At 70.7% G+C, this 19,561-nt stretch carries 12 protein-coding genes; 5 read left to right on the top strand and 7 right to left on the bottom strand.

The annotated features are described in order from the left end of the window. Positions 1-36: 36 nt before the first annotated feature. Positions 37-1,392, bottom strand: coding sequence for an HNH endonuclease family protein (locus CRP29_RS05935; protein ID WP_245852533.1), 1,356 nt, complete (start codon positions 1,390-1,392; stop codon positions 37-39). 781 nt (positions 1,393-2,173) lie between these two features. Between CRP29_RS05935 and CRP29_RS05940 the strand changes: the two genes are divergently transcribed. From CRP29_RS05940 to CRP29_RS05950, 3 genes are all read left to right on the top strand, one after another. Continuing rightward, positions 2,174-2,713 (top strand): hypothetical protein, encoded by a 540-nt coding sequence (locus CRP29_RS05940; RefSeq protein WP_097194186.1) that lies wholly within the window; start codon positions 2,174-2,176, stop codon positions 2,711-2,713. Positions 2,714-2,923: 210 nt separating this feature from the next. After that, entirely contained in the window at positions 2,924-3,160 is a 237-nt protein-coding gene (locus tag CRP29_RS05945; RefSeq protein ID WP_141437070.1) for a hypothetical protein, read from the top strand. Between the two features lie 24 nt (positions 3,161-3,184). Continuing rightward, positions 3,185-3,544 (top strand): hypothetical protein, encoded by a 360-nt coding sequence (locus CRP29_RS05950; RefSeq protein ID WP_097194188.1) that lies wholly within the window; start codon positions 3,185-3,187, stop codon positions 3,542-3,544. A gap of 68 nt (positions 3,545-3,612) precedes the next feature. Here CRP29_RS05950 and CRP29_RS05955 read toward each other — a convergent pair whose 3' ends face one another. Together CRP29_RS05955 and CRP29_RS05960 are read right to left on the bottom strand one after the other, a co-directional pair. Then, entirely contained in the window at positions 3,613-4,188 is a 576-nt protein-coding gene (locus CRP29_RS05955) for a hypothetical protein (RefSeq protein WP_097194189.1), read from the bottom strand. 536 nt (positions 4,189-4,724) lie between these two features. Further along, positions 4,725-5,045: a hypothetical protein gene (locus CRP29_RS05960; protein WP_097194190.1), complete on the bottom strand. Its 321-nt coding sequence runs from the start codon at positions 5,043-5,045 to the stop codon at positions 4,725-4,727. Between the two features lie 329 nt (positions 5,046-5,374). On the opposite strand from CRP29_RS05960, the gene CRP29_RS05965 reads away from it, so the two are divergent. Beyond that, positions 5,375-7,426 carry a hypothetical protein gene (locus CRP29_RS05965; protein WP_097194191.1) on the top strand — a complete coding sequence of 684 codons (2,052 nt, stop codon included), beginning with the start codon at positions 5,375-5,377 and terminating at the stop codon, positions 7,424-7,426. 43 nt (positions 7,427-7,469) lie between these two features. Here CRP29_RS05965 and CRP29_RS05970 read toward each other — a convergent pair whose 3' ends face one another. The 4 genes from CRP29_RS05970 to CRP29_RS05985 form a co-directional block, all read right to left on the bottom strand. Beyond that, positions 7,470-8,282, bottom strand: coding sequence for a protein NO VEIN domain-containing protein (locus CRP29_RS05970; protein WP_176522858.1), 813 nt, complete (start codon positions 8,280-8,282; stop codon positions 7,470-7,472). A gap of 119 nt (positions 8,283-8,401) precedes the next feature. Further along, on the bottom strand, positions 8,402-10,207 hold the full coding sequence (locus CRP29_RS05975) for a DEAD/DEAH box helicase (protein WP_141437071.1): 1,806 nt from the start codon (positions 10,205-10,207) through the stop codon (positions 8,402-8,404). 64 nt (positions 10,208-10,271) lie between these two features. Next, positions 10,272-11,690: a hypothetical protein gene (locus CRP29_RS05980; protein WP_097194194.1), complete on the bottom strand. Its 1,419-nt coding sequence runs from the start codon at positions 11,688-11,690 to the stop codon at positions 10,272-10,274. Further along, positions 11,687-12,802 carry a hypothetical protein gene (locus CRP29_RS05985; RefSeq protein ID WP_097194195.1) on the bottom strand — a complete coding sequence of 372 codons (1,116 nt, stop codon included), beginning with the start codon at positions 12,800-12,802 and terminating at the stop codon, positions 11,687-11,689. Before CRP29_RS05985 ends, CRP29_RS05980 begins: the two co-directional genes overlap by 4 nt. A 924-nt stretch (positions 12,803-13,726) precedes the next feature. Here CRP29_RS05985 and mobF point away from each other — a divergent pair. After that, positions 13,727-19,222, top strand: a complete 5,496-nt coding sequence (gene mobF, locus CRP29_RS05995; RefSeq protein ID WP_097194822.1) for a MobF family relaxase — start codon at positions 13,727-13,729, stop codon at positions 19,220-19,222. The last annotated feature ends 339 nt before the right edge of the window (positions 19,223-19,561 follow it).

Genomic DNA, 19,561 nt, shown 5'->3' on the forward strand with positions numbered 1-19,561 from the left:
CCGTCATGGGCGGTGGGGCAGTTGTCGCTTCCGGCGTTACGGAAGGCTCTCGCAGGCGAGACCGTCTCTGTCGTTGCCATCGAGTCCGGCGACGTCTCCGTAGGCGGGGAAGTACCGGTCGAACCAGGCCTGAGCTTGGGCTCGGGTGGAGAAATCGCTGCAGTTCATGGTGTCCCCAGGATTCCCGACCGACACCGGCGGCGGTGGCGGGGGTGGCGGCGGCGGAGGGAGGGGCGCGGGCCTCGTGACAGGTGGCGGCGGAAGGGGTGCCGGCCTGGGCGCAGGCGGCGGCGCGGGCACCGCACGAGGAGCGGGGCGCGGTGGGACGACCACCACCGGCGGCTGGTCCCGCGGCGCAGGCTGGGCCACCGGAGGGGGCGGGGTTGGCGACTGCCGCTCCGGCACATCCACCACCACACCAGCCGGCAGCGGCTCGTTCGGGCAGGCCGACAGCACCGTGGCGATCGCGTTCCTCTCCGCCTGGGTCATCCACAGGTCATAGGTCGCCTTCACGGCCACCTGCCGGGCAACGTAGGCGCAGCGGTAGGACTTGTTCGGGGGCAGCCAGGTGGCGGCGTCCCCGTCGCCCTTCTGCATGTTCAGCGGCCCGTCGACGGCCAGCAGGTTCAGCGGATCGTTGGCGAACGCCCGACGCCGGTCCTCCGGCAGCTGCTGGGCGCCCTTCTGCCAGGCGTCCGACAGCGCCACCACATGGTCGATCTGCACGTCGTCACTGGTGGTCTGCCCGCGCTGAAACGCGATGGTCTTCGGCGAGTACGGGTCGGCCAGGGTGCCGGTCAGGACCACACAGTTCTGTGTTCCGGGCTTGAACGTCTCGGCGGTCAGGTCCCGCTTCAGGATGTCGTTGCGGGTGTCGCAGCCGTTGCGGTCGGTGTCGACCCATCCGGAGCCGAACAGGTCACGGTCGTAGCCCGTGCGCGGCGCACGTCCCTTCACCTCGATGGCGGCCAGGGCGGCCAGTGCGGTCGTCTGGCCGGCTCCGGCGACGGCCTGTTCGACTGCCTGGTCGGGCAGCTGACCAGGCTCGCCGCTGCCTTCGGGGACTACCCGTTCCTCGGCAGCGACCAGTGACTCTTCCGCGGCTCGAATCTCGGCTTCCTCGGCCGCTTCCGCCTCCGCGCGTTCGGCCTCGGCCTTCTGGTCGGCTGCGCGTTCGCGCGCCTCCGCTTCGCGGTCTGCGGTCTCACGGGCGGCCTCTGACGCCGCGCTGGTCGTGTCCGTCGGTGTGGGTGGCGATGCCACGGTGCCCACGATCATCAGTCCGACGGCGGCCGCGGCGACGCCACCAGCAACCTTCCGACTGCCGATACCCGGCAGGCGGCCGCGGGCCACCGCCACCAGCCCCACGATCAAGCCGATGAGCCCGATCATGACGACTCCGCCGGCCCACCCACTCGAAGCGAAACCAGCGATCACCAGCAACAGGGCGAAGCCCCCGGCCGCGATGCCCACGCCGCGCCAGACGCGCGCACTCCTGCTACCTGCCATGCCGTGTGCCCCTGTCCCCCGTGCGAACCTGGACCGTATCGGTCGATGGGTGCAGGGGCCAGGAACCTCTCGGAACGACGTGACGTGAGGTAACGAGGCGACACGTCCGTTCGCAACAGGAATAGGGCCCCTGAGCCCCGCCCGCAGCTTCTCTGACCAACTCATCAAGGTGAGCAGGAAGCGGGGGCTAGGTCAATACGACGGTCAGGACACGTCTATCCGACCTCTCCGACCAGGCGCGGACCGGATGCCCCGGGGTCGAGGCGTCACGGACGAAAGGCATCACCATCCACTTCTCGCACAGGGGGGACGCGTAGAGACAGCTGAACAGCGAGAACTGTGCGGGCAGTCGTGGGTGACGGTGCGTGGCGGCCAGCGACCGTGGGAACGGGTCCACTTGCGTGGCCGCACGGTAACGGGCAGTCCCCGGGCCGATACCGTTACGACACCGACCCGGAAGGGACCCTCGCATGGCTTCACGCCGACGTGGTGCGTACCTCGTCTACCTGCTGCGGGCGAACACGCCCCACCGGCCCCGTCGCCTGCACCGCCTCAGCGACATGGACGGCCAGGGCACCGACCTGCTTGAGTGCATCCACAAGGCGCTGACGGACCTGGGACCCAGCATGGCAACTTAAGGACGGTCGCAGCCGATCGCCGCGCGGTGCCACACTGGCGGGGCGGCACGGCGCAGAAGATCCTCGCTGACCACATCGAGACGTACAGCATGCAATCGGGCAGCGCCGGACGCCGTGACCGGCTGCGGGCCGCAGCACGGGAGTATGCGACCCCCGCCGTCCCGGCCGCGCTGGTGTGGATATTCGGCGTCCGGCCGCAGGCCGTGGCTGAACTCATCGCCGGGCTGGCGGCGCTGACCGCGCTCCTCTTCGCTCTGCTCATCCTGGTGTGGCAGCAGGGCATCCAGATCAGGAACGACCCCCGCTGGAGGACCACGGACCCCGTGGTGACGATGGTCGATGACCTGCGGGCGAACCTCACGTACTCGTCCGCCCTGTCGCTGTGCCTGGTGGCTGGCCTCGTCGTCGCCGCAGCGACAGCGCCGCAGGCCCCCGAAGGCCAGCCCGACCCGGGGCTCTCGCTGTGGTGGGCGGTCCCCCTGACGTGGCTGGCCGCGCATCTGGTCGTCGTGTTGATGGGCATTTTGCGCCGCCTGCGGAGCACGTACTTGGAGCTGACCACCTGACGGCTGCCCGACCACCGAGGCGGGAGACACTGCCCCCATGACCAGCGCGCGTCAGGACCCCGTCACGTGCCCGGTGATCTCGGTTCGTTCCAATACCGGGTACCGGTTGGTGGGCGAGACCGGATCGCTGGCCGTGAACCTGTACGCGGCGGGCACACCCCCATGCACGGGTTCGCCTCAAAGCGACCCATCGCCACCGGCGTGGCACAGGTGCGCATCGGAGACGAGCTGCGGGTGGAGCGGCGCGGCGACGGGTGGGTGGCGCTGGACGACGAGGGCGTGGTGGGCACCCTCCGGTGGCTGGCCAGCCGGGACGGCAAGCCGGACATGAACGGCCTGATGCTGCGCTTCCCCGCGCACGGCGTCCTGCGGGTGCGGCAGCTGGTGGTGGGACCGGACGGCTTGGTCAAGGACGTGGGCGGTGAGGTTACGCCTGCTTCCAGGTGACTTCTTCTCCGAGGGACGGATGCTGTGAAGGGTGACGAGGCCCGGGTGGTGGCGGCCTTCTGCGCCTACCTGACGGCTGACGGCTGGGCCGTCCAGACCGGGGTCAAATGGGTGGACGTGGTGGCCCGGCGGGACGGGCGGACGATCTACGCCGAGGTGAAGGGCAGGGCGGGGCCGGACACAGGGACGGCGCTCGACATCCTGTACGGGCAGCTGTTGCGGCGCATGGAGGGCGAAGACGTGCCCGGCGTTCGCTACGCCGTGGTGGTCCCCGACGTGGCGGTCACTTCAGCGCAGCGGGTCCCGGCATGGGTACGGGCACGGCTGCGCATCGACGTGTACGTGGTAACCGAGGACGACCAGGTCACTCTGGCGGCAGGGTGACCCGTCAATGTCCGCTAGACGGGACCACCACCTCTGCCACATGACGGCCTGGACTGCGTGACCGCAGGTTAGGGGGGTGGAGGGGACTTATCCGTCGTGCGACGCGACGAGAAGTGACGGCGGCGACGCTCCGGCGGTTGCTCCTCCACCATCACCCAGCGGGTCAGCTTCTCCATTTGCACAAAGCTGGCGTCCACCCTGGACAAGGTGAGGCCGGCGTTCTGATCCCACTCATTCGCGTCGTCCCCCTCGCTGAACTCGAGCCGACCTAGCACGTCCAGCATGGCCCTTGTCACGGCTTCGTTGTGATCAGCCAGCTGCGGCAGCAAGGACCAGACGTTCGAGTCGCTGACAACGACGCGCGCGGTCCACAGCGCCCGCTCATGGGCCGCAGCGAGCTCGCGGTACATGTCCACGAGGGTCTGAGCCGGTCTTTGCCCTTCGGGTCGGGCGAAGTGAGCGGCGGCAATCAGTCGGCGCGTAGCACGGGACCACTCCCGGCCGGTGAGCAGCACGTCCACGAGAGCATCGCGCTGCTCGACGCGCCGCTTCTCGTGCAGGTCCAGGCGGCGCTGCTCGGCTCCGTGCCGCTGGGTCCAGCGCACGCCCAGCAACGCGAAGCCGCCCGCGATGAGCGCCGTCACGATGCTGAGCCACCACGGCGCTCCCCCAGTCCCCACGGACGGGGACGCTACGGACAGCTTGCCCTCACGGTCACCCCTCCGCGTCACACCCGGAGACCAACGAAGCTAGCGACCCGGCCGGTTGACGACTCCTCCGAGTTGGGGACCTGAGGTTCCGGCCTGTCGCCGGCCAGGTCAGCGAGCAGCGATGGAAAGAAGGCGGGACGTCACCGGTTTAGTTGACTGCTTGGCCCATCGAGCCGCTCGGTCGCGCGTCGCGCAGGGCGCGGACGTAGGCGTGTGCCCTCCGGACGTCCCGTTTGGTCTCGCGCGATGGAACGGCGGGTCGCGGTGCGGGGCCCATGACGCCCGGTGACAGGGCCGCTGTAACGCTCGGTCTCAGCGATCAGCCGCTGGCGCCCCAGCATGAGCGCCGGCGTGTGCAGAGGAGTCAACTCAACACGGGGGCAGTCCCCCGTGTGACAGACCAGGGTCAGCCTCTTCGTCCCGGGGTGAGTGCCCGCCGCGCGGCCGCCTGGCGAGCCGCCCAGACCCCGTCAGAGTCGGTCGATCCAGGTGTCCTCGTCGCGGCTGTCCCAACTCGACGTCGATCGCGCCTGCGGCGCAGATGTGGACGCCAGCCGCTCTAGTGCGCGCAGCGCCTCAGCGCGGGTCAGCGACCGCAACGAGTCGACCGGCCGTCCTACGGCGACCTCGATGGCCTGCTGCCGCTCGGCCGTAGCAGTGAGGCCGCGGGCGGTCAACGCCTCCCTCAGGGAGTCGACCATCCAGCCGGCGAGAGGCTGCTCAGTGGGGACGATGGGCTGATCGGGCTCACTTGGTGGATCCTCGCCGAAGAGTGAGAGGTCGCCTGGCACGGGCGCAATGCTAGGAGGACGGGACTGCTGCGACTTCAGTTGACAACTCGTTTTGCGCGACCTTGCCCCCCGGGGAAGATGTCGCTGTGCCCAAAACGCTCCTGCCGTCTGAGAAGGTGATGCTCGTCAGGACCCAGCGAGCCGCGTGACTCTGTCAGCACCTGCTGACAGGCTGGTCGGGTGACCACCCTCGCTGCCGCTTCAGAAGGCACTCTGGCGAGGCCTGAAGTGCCACTGTCGCCAGACCTGCTGGCCCGAGCCGCCGACTACGCCGCGGCCGCCCGAGCGGTAAGCACCTTGTCGGCGACCGCCGTCCGGCTGGGGCTGTCATGACTAGCGGCGTCACTCCCGACGCGTCCGTTGCGGCCGGTCACCGGACCCGGGCGGCGCTCAACGTCGACCTGCTCAAGGTGCCTGACTTCGGCACCTCTGGCGAACCCGAGCGGAACATCCTGCGTAGCCCGTTGCGACACCTGGACGCCGAGGCAATTTCTGCGCGGGTCCGCCGTGAGGTCCGCAACCGCGAGGTCCACCTGCCCCCGGTGAGCACCTACCGCTGGTGGGCCCGTCGTACCGAGTCGGTGAACGGGGCAATCATCGACGCGGTCAACTCTGACCACCCCGGCCGCCTGGTGGTCAGCGACCCCTTCGCCGGCGGTGGGGTCATCCCTCTGGCCGCAGTAATGCGCGGGCACAGTGTCTACGCCCAAGATCTCAACCCCTGGGCCGCCGCCGGCCTGGCAGCGATGTTGGACCTGCCCGACCCCGAGTCGCTGCGGGCCGGCGTCGCCGCGCTGTCCCAGCGGGTGCTGGCTCCAGCCCAGGCCGCCTACGGAACCGTGCTGTCCAACGGAACGCCGGGCCAGGTCTCACACACCTTCCGGGTCGCGGTGGCGGCCTGCACGCACTGCGGCACCAGACAGAAGCTGTTCCCGCATGCCCTTGTCAGCCTGCTTAGCCGGGTCGAACGCGGTCTCCCCGAGGCCTTTCTGGCCTGCCCGAACGGTCACCTGTTCCAGGGGCACCGGGACCGCACCCGACGCTGTCCCACTTGCTCGGTTCTCATCGACCCGGCGGCCACCTACACCCCGCGTCGGGTGGTGACCTGCCCGTGCGGCCACCAGGACCGGCTGGAGGCCCGCGCCGCCGTCACCGGGCTGGACTGGGAGGTGGTGCTCGTCGAGCGCGCTGGCGGCGGCCGCCGTGAGCTCGGGTTGCCGACGCCTGGGGAACTGAGCGCCGCGGCTGCCGAGCACAGTCGCCCAACCCGCCAGTTGGGCGCCATTCCGGCCGGGCAAGAAACCGCGGTCCTGCTGCGCCACGGCTTCCGCAACTGGGAGGACCTCTACCCACGGCGGCAGCGGGCGATGGTGGAGCAACTGCTGGACCTCACCGTCGAGTCGTCGTCCGACCCCGCCGTCGTGGCGGCTCTGCGCCTGGCGGTAGTGGGTTCGACCGAGATGGCCGGCCTGCTGTCGCGGTGGGACCGCTACTACCTCAAGAGTTATGAGTCAATGGCCGGGCATCGGTTCAACTTCACGACCCTGCCGGTGGAGCCCAACGCCTGGGGCACGGTGACCAGCGGTCGCGGAACGACGCTGCGGCGCCTGGTCCAGCTGGTCAAGGCTGCCGAATGGCTGCAGGGGCGCACAGGCCGGCGCCTGCAGGTGCAGGGTCCTGTTGCGGCCGCGTCCGCCAGCGTGAGTCCGCTGGTGGGTACAGACGTCGACGGGGTGGCGCTGCAGCGACCCGACGTCCTGGTGGTCGCCGGCAGCTCTCAGCGCCAACTGCTGCCGACGGGATCGGTCGACCTTGTGCTGACCGACCCGCCGTACCACGACGACGTGCAGTACGGAGAACTCTCTCAGCCTCTGCAGGCCTGGGCGGGACTGGCCAGCCCGGAGTCCGTCGGGGACGCGGTGGTCAACCGGGCTACCGGCCAGCTGGTCGCAGCCGGGAGCTACTCGGCACTGCTCAGCTCGATCTTCCGCGAGTCGGCCCGCCTGCTCCGGCCCGACGGCCACCTGATTTTCAGCTTCGCCAACCGCGACCCGAAGGTGTGGGTGGAGTTGCTTGAGGCGCTGCAGCGCGCCGGCTTGCGCGCGGCCGGCTGCGCAGTCGTGCACAGCGAAAACGAGACCGACCACGCCAAGCGCGGGGTGCGTGCCTGCACGCTCGATCTGCTTCTCGATCTGGTGCCTCTGTCCACGAAGCCGGTTGAGCAGCACCGCCCGGCGACAGCAGCAGGCGACGAGGGACAGTTCCTCGACATTGTCACGCGGTACGTGCTACAGGTCGGCGACCTAGGCACCGGCTGGCACGAGGCCTTCTTGGAGCAAGCTGCGGCCGCCGCGTTCGTCCAGCCGCGGCGACGCGGTTAATTACCTAGACAACTGACCCGTCGCTACGGGCATATCGGCCGCCTCATACCCAGACGTCCAGAGGAAGACCAGGGGTGAAGTCGGTGGTGGGCACGCTCAGTCGCACGCTGGTCCAGCGTCCTTGCGGGGACAGGTCGCGGGGCAGCAGCGGCAAGAGGGTGACGCCGCGGCACCAACCGACTATATGAAGGCTCATATCCGCCTCCCGTCGTACAGCGACGAGGCACCAAGACGGGTCACGCTCGCCAACGGTCGCCTCGTTCCTTGACAGGAAGAACTCCACCAGCCCGCCGGCGGCGCTGCCAGTGGTCTTGATCTCCATGCGGTGGCGGTGCCCGGTGACGTCGGGGCTGGTGACGTCGTAGCCAAGCTGGTCGCTCCGAAGGCTGACCTGGTGCACTTGGGCCGCGAGGTCGGGGCGCTGTTGATCATCGCGCAGGTAGCGCCGGCACGCCCATACGACGTGCTCCTCCCCCGCCTTGCCGTACTCAGCCAGCAGCGCAGCGTCGAGGGTGCGCCCAAGGGTGAGCAGCAGCGCTTCCCGGCGGGCGGCGTCCGCCAGTAGCTGACGAAGCGCATCCTGATCGGCGTCAGGGACGTTCTCCCAGCGGACCTCGTCGTCGACGACTGCCGCGTACAGCCACAGTGGGGGCTCACGCAGCAGCAGCTCGTGCAGCAGGAGCTCGGCGGCAACGTCATCGGGGAGATCCCGGAGCCGCTTCAGCGACTCCGAGGGGATGTGGCGGCCGCCCTCCTCGGACACGAGTCGGGAGCGCACCAGCAGCTGATGGCCGGCCTGCAGGTCCTGCGGCCGATACAGCCCCCCGGTGACGAGCTTGCCGTAGCTCTCGATCAACGCCGAAGTAGTGTTCCCGGTTGGCTCTAGCACCCGGCCGGCGAGGACGGCTGCGTGCAGCTGGAAGGCCGTTGGTGTGGTCCGGCTGCTGCTCGAGGCACCGGGCGGGGGGCTGGTGATCACTCCTCCCCGCGGAGGTGGGCGAACAGGGCGACGAGGTCGTCGTGGGTGTCGATCGCGGGCCCGTAGTCCTCATCGGACGGCAGCGCCATCGTCGCGATGTCCGGATCGTCGAGCATCTCCCCGAGGCGGGCTGCCTTCTCTTTGATGCGGTCGTCCACCACCTCGTCGATGGTGCCGTTGCTGACAAGGAAGCTGATGCGTGTGCTCTGGCCGGGCGGCAGGCCGAGTCGATGAATCCGGTCGATGCTCTGCAAGTACTGGCCGGCGTTGAATGTCCGGTCGAGGTAGATCGCGTCGTGGCAGTCGTGGTGCAGGCTGACGCCCTCGCTCATCGCTGCCGGGTTGGCTAGCAACACCGTGCAGGAAGGGTCATTCCTGAAGCGGTAGAGCTCGCTCTCGCGGGTGCGCGGGGCCGTCGGGTCACTCATCGCCGGCGGGATGCCCCCGTAGATCAGTGCCGGTTCGTGCAGCGCAAGCATCCGCTCCAGCGTCTGGAGGTTGCGCACAAAGTTGGTCCATACCAGCGTCTTGCGGCCGGCGGCCGCGTTGTCGGCGACCATCTGGGCCAGGTGGGTGAATTTGGCCGGGGTCTCGTACTGGTTGTACTGCTGCAGCAAGTCCCACAGCTTGCTGCCCGGCGGAACCTCCAGGGGCGGGTGCCGGAACTCGGACTCATCATCGGCCCCGGAGCCGGCGGTGAGGAGCTGGGGGTTGGTCGCGGCTTCGAGCAGGTACATGAAGATGTCGCCCATCCGCGCGAAGTTCATGCGGTCGGTCATGCTGACCTGCATTAGCCCGGCGTATCGGTCGCGTAGTGCTTGGTAGATCTCTCGCTGCAGGTCATCGGGCTCGACCTGAATCACGCGAAGTTGCGGTGGCTCCAGCTGCAGTTCGCCCTTGCGCGTGCGCACGAACAGCGGCGCGATGGCAGCCGCCACCTGGTGCCCGGCGTCGACGGGGGGCGGATTGACCAGCGCGGCCGAGGGCAGCACCCGCCGGGCCTGCCCCGGCCACAGGTAGTCCAACAGCGCCACGAGGTCCTGCGGGCTCTGGGGTGCAGGGGTGCCGGTGAGAATGTCTCGGCGGGCGGCCAGGAAGGCGATGCTCAGGCAGGCGCTGCCGAAGGTGCCGTTCCAGCCGCGTTTCATCCGGTGGGCCTCGTCGAGCAGCACGAGGGTGGGCCGCTTGGCGACCCACCGGGCGAGGTCCTCGTAGTGCCCGCCGAGTCGGTGGTAGTTGACTACCAGTACTTCGGCGTCGTCGGGCACGTCGTCGACGTAAGGGGCGACGACGGGCTGCGCTCCGTCCGGGAAGCACTCCGCGACCTCGCCCATCCAGGCCTCGAAGGCTGACAACGGGGCGACGACGAGCATCTGCTCAACCCGGCCGGCGGTGCGTTCGGCGTCGTAGACGGCGTATGCGACGGTCGTCTTGCCGGCGCCGGGCACGGAGAAGTTGGCCCCGTTGGGCAAAGACAGCAGGTGCCCGAGATCCCGGATCTGGAATGTGCGCAGGTCGCGGTTGAAACGGCCGCCGGTAAGGCGGTCGGCGACAGCAGCAGCATCCAGCGGTTCCGGGGCGGTCAGGGACTGGTCGAGGAGACGGCGCTGGGCGCGGGTCTGCTCCAGAAGAGCCCGGAGCTCGGGCTGCCAGCGGATGCCGACGCCATACCGGGTGCATGCAGGACGAAGCCACGACATGTGAGCCAGGAGCCGCTCCAAGGAGAGGAGTACCTGCTGTCCGGGCTGGTCGCCGTCCGCGCCCCACTCGCTGATCAGTTGCAGCCAGAACCCTTTGGGCACCGGCCCAATGCGACTAGCGAGAACGGCCGGCGGACTGCCGGCCAGTGCCAGGCCGAGCGCCGGGTCAGGCACCGGCGGGTCCACCGCTGCCAGGAGTCGCGGGCGGAGCAACGGTCAGCAGCTCGGCCGCGGCACGGTGGAACTCCTGCATGGCCTTCGCGAAGGCCGCGTGATCGAACGCCGTGCGCTGCCGTACGTCGGTGTAGGCGCCGGTCGCCTTATCCAGCGACCGGGTCGCTTCCTTCAGGAAGACCATGGGCGCGGTCAAATCGTCCAAGCGCCGGTTGTCGCGCTGCTTGTTCTCGATCGCCGTAGACAGCGCCCCGTACAAGGCAGCGGCGACAGCCTTACGCGGCAGCTCAAGGGGAGGTCCATCGTTGGTGGGCAAGGCCACGGTGTCATCGGGACCGGCCTGGGCCAGCAGGGTGTAGAGCCCAGACAGCGTCGGGCCGGCGCCGGTCGTCTCGTCATCGAGGAGGTCCAGCCCCTCAGGTGCCGCCTCAAAATCGGGGGCGCCGCTGCCGAGCAGCGCGTCGACGTGCGGGGCCAGCGCGCTGACCTCTCGCATGGCCCCCTCGACGTAGTTGTCCATGAGCGACGCATCGATCTCACGGAGCTTGCGGTACTCCACGCCTGCGATCACTCCGGCGAGCTGGGCGTCCCGGACCCGAGTAGCCTCCTCGGGCTTGGTGTTCTTCAGCTTCTGATAGTCCTGATCGATCTCGAGCAGAGCCTGACGCTTGTCGTCGAAGTACGTCCAGGTGACGGCACCGCGGCTGGCGGTACGGACTTCGCGCATGAGGCCGAGGAGTCGCAGCTCAAGCTGGACCAACTCGCTCGCCTTCTTCTTGTCCGCGGCGCTCTCAGTAAGGTCGGACCGGATGCGCCGCCCAACCTCCAGCACCGTGAAGTGACCACTCTCGATCAGGTCCTCAATGAACAGCGCCTGACTTGGGAAGCTGTAGTCCTGCTTGACGTCCTGGCGCATCTGCAGCAGGAGCTCAAGATCAATGATCTCCTTGGTCGTCGCATCCTGGGGCAGGACGAGGACCTTGACGTAGCTCTTCCGAAGCTCCCGCAGCGCGACGGCTCGGGTGTTCGCGTTGATGAGCACCCCGGCGGTTGTTATCACGCCAGGATCCAGCTGCCCATCGTTGAGCAGGGCCATCTTTATCCGCTCGTACCCGGAGGTCTCCTGCAGAATCTTGGTGATCGTTGCTTGTGCCTCCGGCCCGTACGGGTTGCCAGCGACCATGTCTTGCACGTCTTGGGACAGTGACTGCAGTTGTGCACTGATGCGGTGGCTATGGGGGTTGAGCAGGACGAGGTCAAGATCCACCGAGGCCACCGGCACGACAAGTTCGCTGCCCTTCCACATGATGCTGGCGCTGGTGCCCTGGCCGGCAGCCGTCGCCTGCCTGGCGGCCTCTAGAGCGGCGGCGATGCCATCGCGGCGTGCCTCAGTGGTGATGCTGGTTTTCATGATCGCTCCTGGCCGCTGGTGGAGTTGGTCATGATGCCAGCAGGGTCTGACTGATCTGTAGCCATCGCAGCCAGGTCGGTGAGCCCGCGTTCGGTGTAGACCCGCCCCTCGAAGGCGCGGATCAGATCGTCGCTCTCGCCGCGCTCCGACCATCCCGTACCCAGCAACACCGCGACCCCCGGCAGGACGAGGTTGCCTGGCAACTTAAGGACGGTCGCAGCCGATCGCCGCGCGGTGCCACCGTCGCGAGCTACAGCGATCAGAATCGCGTAGCGAGGCCGACCACCGGCGTCCCGGGTGACGACGGAGAGCTGACCGAGCGTCCTCCCCTCCTTCACTGCCTTGCCGGCGAGAAACGTCTTGGCGACCGGGCTGTTCCCGTCCGTCGACCAGTAGGCAACTCCGGCCGCGTCCAGGGCCTCCAGCAGCCGCATGACCATCAGGCGGCTGATCTCGTTGTTAGTCCGGTTGCGGTGCGCGCTCCAGGCGCTACCGACGTCGCGCTGGGCCAGGAGCGTTCCGTAAGTCACCTGGGCTGTACGAAACGCCTCAACGGCCGCCCAACCGGTGCCCTTGAGCCCGAGCAGAAGCTCGAGGGGACGCGATGCGACTGCCCCTAGGAGCTGAGGTTGACCCCGTCCAGTGACCACTTCATCGACGATCTCGAACACAGTCTTGATCTGGCGGTTCTTCCACGGTCCTGTTGCCTTGCCAGGCAGTGGCACGCCACGTGCGGCTGCCCGATCACGTAGATCCCGCCAGCTGAGCCCGGCAACGAGGCCCAGCGTCTCGACAACGTCGGGGTTGGCGGACTGAGCTGCCTCGACCGCCTCAGGCGCGATATCCACCAGGGAGCCCGTGGTGACACAGCCGGCGACCTCAGCCAGTGCCCGGTCATAGCGATGCGGCGCCACGATCGTGTCAGTAGCCAACAGATCTGCACTTGTGTCGAATGTGCTCGACAGGGCGGCTCGCGAGGCCTCTCGCAAGGCGGCTCCGGCCCCAGTTAGCCCGGCATCGGCCGCGGCCACCAGCGCCGTGAGCAAAGCGTTCGAACGGATGCCGCCGACCAACGGTCGACGCTCCGCGATCCAGTGCAGCGCGTCTACCACGTCCTCTCGACCGGTAATCTTTAGCAGAAGAGCGCGTTGCCCTTCTGGCATCGGGATCGGATCAGCGTTAAGAACTGGCACGGTGCCCTATTCTGCCCGGCCCCGCAGCAAAGCCTGATCCGCCACGGCGGGGCGTCCTTGCAGGCCGGATCTGTGTCGGCCGGTCGGCCGCCTTCGTCAGCCGCCGAACCTCCAGCTCCAGTAGCGCGGCCGCCCGCTCGGCCGGCACGTCCTCGGCGAGCAGCGTGCGCAGTTCCTCGCCGAGCGCCGCCGCCTGCTCAACCTCGCTTCGCGCCTCCAGGACCAGGAGCGCCTCCGCCGTCGCCTCCCCGATCCTAACGGTTATGGGCATCGTGGTCGGCGTCCAGCGCCCGGCATTCCTCCCGCGCCTTCGTCAGCGCTGCCGCCTGCCGACTCAGCGTTCTGACCACCGCTTCCTCCACTCGTCCAGCTGACCGACCGCCGGATCATCACACGGCCTCATGCCACGGCCCCGGAACCGAGCCTCACCCCAGCAGGCGGTTACTGGAGACCGCCAGCAGCTATCAAGATCACGAGCTGACACACCTCATGCACTGTCGGATACGGGACCGTAGGGATCTGCATGTGATGCGGCGGCTGCCTGGCTCGTGCGACGGTCCTGCGCTACCTCGCCGGGACGGCTGACCCGGCGGCCGAAGCCTGGTCTGTCCTCCGGAGAGGTGCGACGCAGCCCGACTGCCTGGTCTCGGGGATCCGTTGGCCTTGTCGCCTGTCGGAAGCGCGCGGCTCTGTCGACTCTGCCTTGCCCGCCCTTGGTGACCTGCGCGCCGCGGCGGTGAAGCACGTCGATCCCTCGGAACGGTCACTCGGCCGGTAGGACCGTGGGACGCGAGGATTACGAGGCAGAAACAGGAGGTCGTCTTCCTAGCGTCCGCGGACGTGATGTCGCTGCACAAGCTGACCGCGGGTGACGGGTACACGTACCTGACGCGGCAGGTGGCGGCGTTGGATGCCACCGAGCGAGGTCATGTGGGCCTGGGTGACTACTACTCCCAGCGCGGCGAGTCTCCCGGCGTCTGGGCCGGGAGCGGACTGGCCGGCGTCACCGGGGTGGGTGCCGGACAGCCGGTCGGCGAGGCGCAGATGAAGGCGTTGTTCGGCGAGGGTCGGCATCCCGACGCGGAACGCCTGGAGCGGGAGGCTCTGGCCGCCGGGCGGACCGGCGATCAGGCGCGGGCCGCGGGCGCCCTCGGTCTGCCGTTCCTGACCTACCCCGCGGCCGCCGACGGTTTTCGGGCGCGCTGTGCGCAGGAGTTCGGCGCGGCCAACATGTCGCAGGGGCGGCCGTTCGACGCCCCGCTGCCGGAGGAGGAGCGGGCTCGGATCCGCGGCGAGGTGGCGCGCGGCATGTTCCGCGCCGAGCACGGCCGCCCGCCGGCTGACGCCCGGGAGTTGTCGGGGTTCATCGCCCGGGCGTCCCGGCCGGCCACCACGGCGGTGGCCGGCTACGACCTGACGTTCTCGCCGGTGAAGTCGGTGTCGGCGCTGTGGGCGCTGGCGCCACGGGAGGTCGCCGAGCAGATCGAGGCCGCCCACGCCGCAGCGGTCGCCGACACGCTGGCCTGGCTGGAACGGCACGCCGTCTTCACCCGGCTGGGCGCGGGAGGGGCGCGGCAGGTGGAGACCCGCGGACTGATCGCCGCGGTGTTCACCCACCGCGACTCCCGCGCGGGCGACCCCGACCTGCACAGCCACGTGGCGGTCAGCAACAAGGTGCAGACCCGCGACGGACGGTGGCGGGCGCTGGACGGCCGCGTGCTGTACAAGGCGAACGTCGCGGCCTCGGAGCACTACAACACCCGACTGGAGGCCCACCTGACCGCCGGGCTCGGGGTGCGCTTCGCCGAGCGCCCGGGCCGGGACGCCGACAAGCGGCCGGTGCGCGAGATCGCCGGCCTGGACGCCGGGCTGCTGGCCGCCTGGTCCTCGCGGCGACGGGTGATCGACGTCCGCCGCGGCGAGCTGGCGACGACATTCCAGGCCGAGCACGGCCGGCCACCGACGGCAGCCGAGGCGATCGCGCTCGCCCAGCAGGCCACGCTGGAGACCCGGGAGGCCAAGCACGAGCCGCGCTCGCTGGACGAGCAGCGGGCGGCCTGGCGGCGGCAGGCCCTCGAAGTGCTCGGCGGGCCGGCGGCGCTGGCCATCATGCTCGACCGCGTGTTGGGCGGCCGGCCGCCGCCGCGCCCACCGGGGATCACCGAGGCCTGGGTCCACTCGGCGGCGACCCGGGTGCTGGAGAGGGTCAGCGGGCAGCGGGCGAGCTGGCAGTTCTGGCACGTGCGCGCCGAGGCTGAGCGGGCAGTGCGGGCCGCCGACGTGGCCCCCGACGACGTCGATGTCGCGGTGTCCCGGGTCACCGAGACGGCCCTGTCCCCGGCGCTGTCCGTTCCGCTGGGGGCACCGGATCCGGTGGCCGAGCCCGCCGAGCTACGGCGCTGCGACGGCGCCAGCGTCTACACCGTCGCCGGCGCCCAGCTGTACACCAGCCAGGCGGTGCTGGACGCCGAGACCCGGCTGGTCGCGGCCGCCGGCCGCGGCGGTGGCCGCCGCGCCGATCCGGCGGTGGTGGAGCTGGCGCTGCTGGAGGCCGCCGCCAACGGCACCGAGCTCAACCCCGGACAGGCGCAGCTGGTCCGCCAGCTGGCCGGCAGCGGCGCCCGGCTGCAGCTGGCCGTCGCCCCGGCCGGGGCCGGGAAGACCACCGCGCTGGCGACCCTGGCCCGCGCCTGGACCGCCGGCGGCGGAACGGTGCTCGGGCTGGCCCCCTCCGCGGTCGCCGCGGCAGCGCTGCGCTCCTCCCTGCCCGACCGCTGCGACACCCTGACCAAGCTGGTCTGGTCCCTCGACGAAGCGGAGCTGCCCGACTGGGTGGCCGGCATCGGGCCGGGCACGCTGGTCATCGTCGACGAGGCCGGGATGGCCGGCACCGTGGAGCTGGCCCGCGCCACCGACTACGTCTTGGCCAGGGGCGGCAGCCTCCGGCTGGTCGGTGACCCGCGGCAGCTGACCGCGGTGGCCGCCGGCGGTGTGCTCAGCGAGATCGCCGCCACGCACGGGGCGGTGACGCTGACCCAGCTGGTGCGCTTCGCCGACTCCGCCGAGGCCGCTGCCACCGTCGCTATCCGCGACGGTGACACCACCGGGCTGGGCTTCTACCTCGACGCCGGCCGGGTGCACGTCGGCGAGCTGGCCAGCTGCGCCGACCAGGCCTACGCAGCCTGGGCGGCCGACCGCGCCGCCGGGGTGGACGCGCTGCTGCTGGCGGCCACCCGCGAGGTCGTGGCGCGGCTGAATGAGCGGGCCCGCGCCGACCGGCTGGCCTCCTCCCCCGGCCCGCCCGGCCCCGAGGTGGTGCTGGCCGACGGCACCCGGGCCGGCGCCGGCGATCCTGTTCTCACCCGACGCAACGACCGGACCCTGCCGCTGGGCGCCACCGACTGGGTGAAGAACGGCGACCGCTTCACCGTGCAAGCGGTCGGCGACGATGGCACCCTCATGGTCACCCACACCGGCACCGGCCGGCACCTGACCCTGCCGGCGGCTTATGTCCGCGAGCACGTGCAGCTGGGCTACGCGGCCACCGTGCACGGCGCCCAGGGCGTCACCGCCGACACCTGCCACACCGTCCTGACCGGAACCGAGAGCCGGCAACTGCTCTACGTGGCGCTCTCCCGCGGCCGCTCCGCCAACCACCTCTACCTCTCCACTGTGGCCGACGGCGACCCGCACAGCATCATCACCCCCGCCGCCGTCTTTCCGCCGACCGCGACCGACCTGCTGGTGGCCATGCTGGCCCGCGACGACGCGCAGACCTCGGCCACCGCCATCCGCCGGGCGCTGGCCGACCCGGCCGGGCAGCTGCACACCGCCGCCGTCCGCTACGCCGACGCGCTGCGCTTCGCCGCCGAGCACCGCCTCGAACCGGGAACAGGAGAACAACTGGAGGACGCCGCCGACAATCTCCTGCCCGGGCTGACCGCGGCACCGGCCTGGCCGACCCTGCGCGGCCACCTGGCGCTGCTGGCCCTGGCCGGCAGCGACCCGCTCGCCGCGCTCACCCACACCGCCGGCATGCGTGACCTGGACAGCGCCGCCGACCCCGCCGCCGTCCTGGACTGGCGACTACCTGCCGCCGGCCCGCCCGGTCCGCTGCCGTGGCTGCCCGCCGTCCCTCCCGCGCTGGCCGACGATCCGCACTGGGGCCCCTACCTGGCCGCCCGCGCCGGCCACCTCACCGGCTGCGCGGCCCGGGTCGCCGCCACTGCCGCGACCATGACCCCGACCACCGCACCCGGCTGGGCGGGCTCCCTGCTGGCCCCCGAACAAGCCGCGCTGCGCGCGGACCTCGCCGTCTGGCGGGCCGCCCTCGATGTTCCAGACCAGGACCGGCGCCCCACCGGCCCGCCGCGATTCCCGACCGCCGAACGACACCACCAGGCCCGACTGGACCGAGCCATCGCCGTCACCCCCACCCCGGGACGGTCGGTGTGGATGGCGCTGGCCGACAGCCTCGACCCGCGCATCCGCCGCGACACCCACTGGCCGGCCCTGGCCGAACGGCTGGCCGCCGCCGACCGCGCCGGCCTCGACGCCGCCGGCCTGCTCGCCGCCGTCGCCGCCCGGCGGCCGCTACCCGACGACCTGCCCGCCGCCGCCCTGTGGTGGCGGCTCGCACCGCACCTGTCCCCCGCGACCGTGCCCGCCACCGGACCCGACGCCGGAGCGCTGCGCCCCCAGTGGTGCGCCACCCTCCTCGAGCTGCTGCCCGTCAAGCACCGCCACCAGGTGCTCGGCGCCCCGGCCTGGCCGGCGCTGGTCGCCGCGGTCACCACCGGCATCCGCGCCGGCTGGACGCCGACCGATCTCCTCGACGCCGCCGTCACCGGCCTCCCCGCGGCGGTCACCGCGCAGGCCGGCGACGAGATCGCCGAGGCCCTGGTGTTCCGCGTCGCCGCGCTCACCGACCCCGCACCCATCGACGCCCCCGAGCCGCTGCCGGCCGACCTGCAACCACCCGACGACGCCCACCAGCTCCCCCCGGCCCAGGACGACGCGGCGTCCGCGGTCACCGACCATCCGGACCTGACCGGCGCGGACCAGGAGCCCTCCGCCCCCCACGACGGTGAGTCGCCGCCGGCCGACCGGCGGTACCGCACCCCCGACCCCTTCGCCCTCGGCGAACCGCCCACCGACGACGCCGACTACCTGCTCGACCAGCACTTCTGGGCCACCGCCGCCGTCAGCCGCGACCGGCTCATCGAGCTCAACACCCAGACCGCCACCTTCTACACCGGCCACTACCCCGACTCCTGGGCGGCGGACTACCTGCGCGAGCGGCTGGGCACCGACCTCACCGGCGACCCACGGTTCGCCCCCGGCTACGCCCCCGCCGGCTGGACCGCCCTCGTCGACCACCTGCGCGGCCACGGCGCCACCGACACCGAACTACTCGCCGCCGGCCTCGCCCAGCGAGCCCGCACCGGCACGCTGATCGACCGGTTCCGCGACCGACTCACCTTCCCCATCCACGACCGGGACGGCGCCGTCGTCGGCTTCATCGCCCGCCGCAACCCCACCGCACCCGACGACGGACGCGCCGAGCCCAAATACCTCAACACCCCGGGCACCGACCTGTACCGGAAGGGCGAGCATCTGTTCGGGCTCCACGAGGGCCGGGCCGCCCTGGCCGCCGGAGCCACCCCGGCCCTCGTCGAAGGCCCACTGGACGCCATCGCCCTCACCCTGGCCGGCGCCGGACGCACCGTCGGCGTGGCCACCCTCGGCACCGCCCTCACCGACCGGCAGGCCGACCTGCTCCTCCCCCACGTCGACGACGGCGCCCCCGGCATCCTGGCGGCCACCGACAACGACCCCGCCGGGCAGCAGGCCGCCGAGCGCATCTACTGGCAGCTCACCACCCGCGGCGACGACCCGCGCCGCCTTGCCCTCCCCGACGGGCTCGATCCCGCTGACCTCTTCCACCGCGACGGCTCAGCCCGACTGCGGACGGCTATCGATAGCTCAGGCAGCCTCGCCGACGCCCTGCTCGACGCACGCCTCACCCCGAGCGTGCGCGACCAAAGCACCTCGGGCATCCCCGCCACGCTTCGCGACGTGGCCGCCGTCATCGTCGCTCTGCCACCGGGCCGCTGGCTGGCCCACATCGACCGAGTCACCGAGGTCCTCGGCGTGCCACCCGGCGTTGTCCACCAAGCCGTGCTCAACACCGATCCGAGCACCGCATCTCGCCACCCGTTCACGCCCGGCACCCAGCAGGCGTCCCGGTTGACGCCCCCATCCGAAGATCTTCACCGGGCGGGTCATACGGGACGGCCGTCGCATGGCACCCAGCCGGACGTGCGCCCTTCCCGTTAGGCTCGACTTGCGGGGGACGGCCAACGGGCCGGGCCGAGCATCATCATGGCCCCCGGGTCGCTGCCACTGCTGGTCCGGCCTTGATGCTGAGAGGGTGGAGCCTCACGTCTCGCTTGGACTCGCCCTCGACGCGGGCCCGGGCACGCTGGCCCGCGCTCGTCGGTGCGGGCGCCTCCGCGTCGGCCGGCCTGGCTACCGCCTGGGAAGTGAGCCAGGAGCTCATCAGACCCAGATTCGCGAGTAGCGACTTTCGGGCCGTGATCATCATGCGTGGCCCTTCATCGTGTGTGGTGGATCAAGGACTGGGTTGGACGGCTAGGTGTCGGCTAGGTGGGCGCT

The sequence above is a fragment of the Blastococcus aggregatus genome (genome assembly GCF_900221005.1).
Classification (GTDB): Bacteria; Actinomycetota; Actinomycetes; order Mycobacteriales; family Geodermatophilaceae; genus Blastococcus; species Blastococcus aggregatus.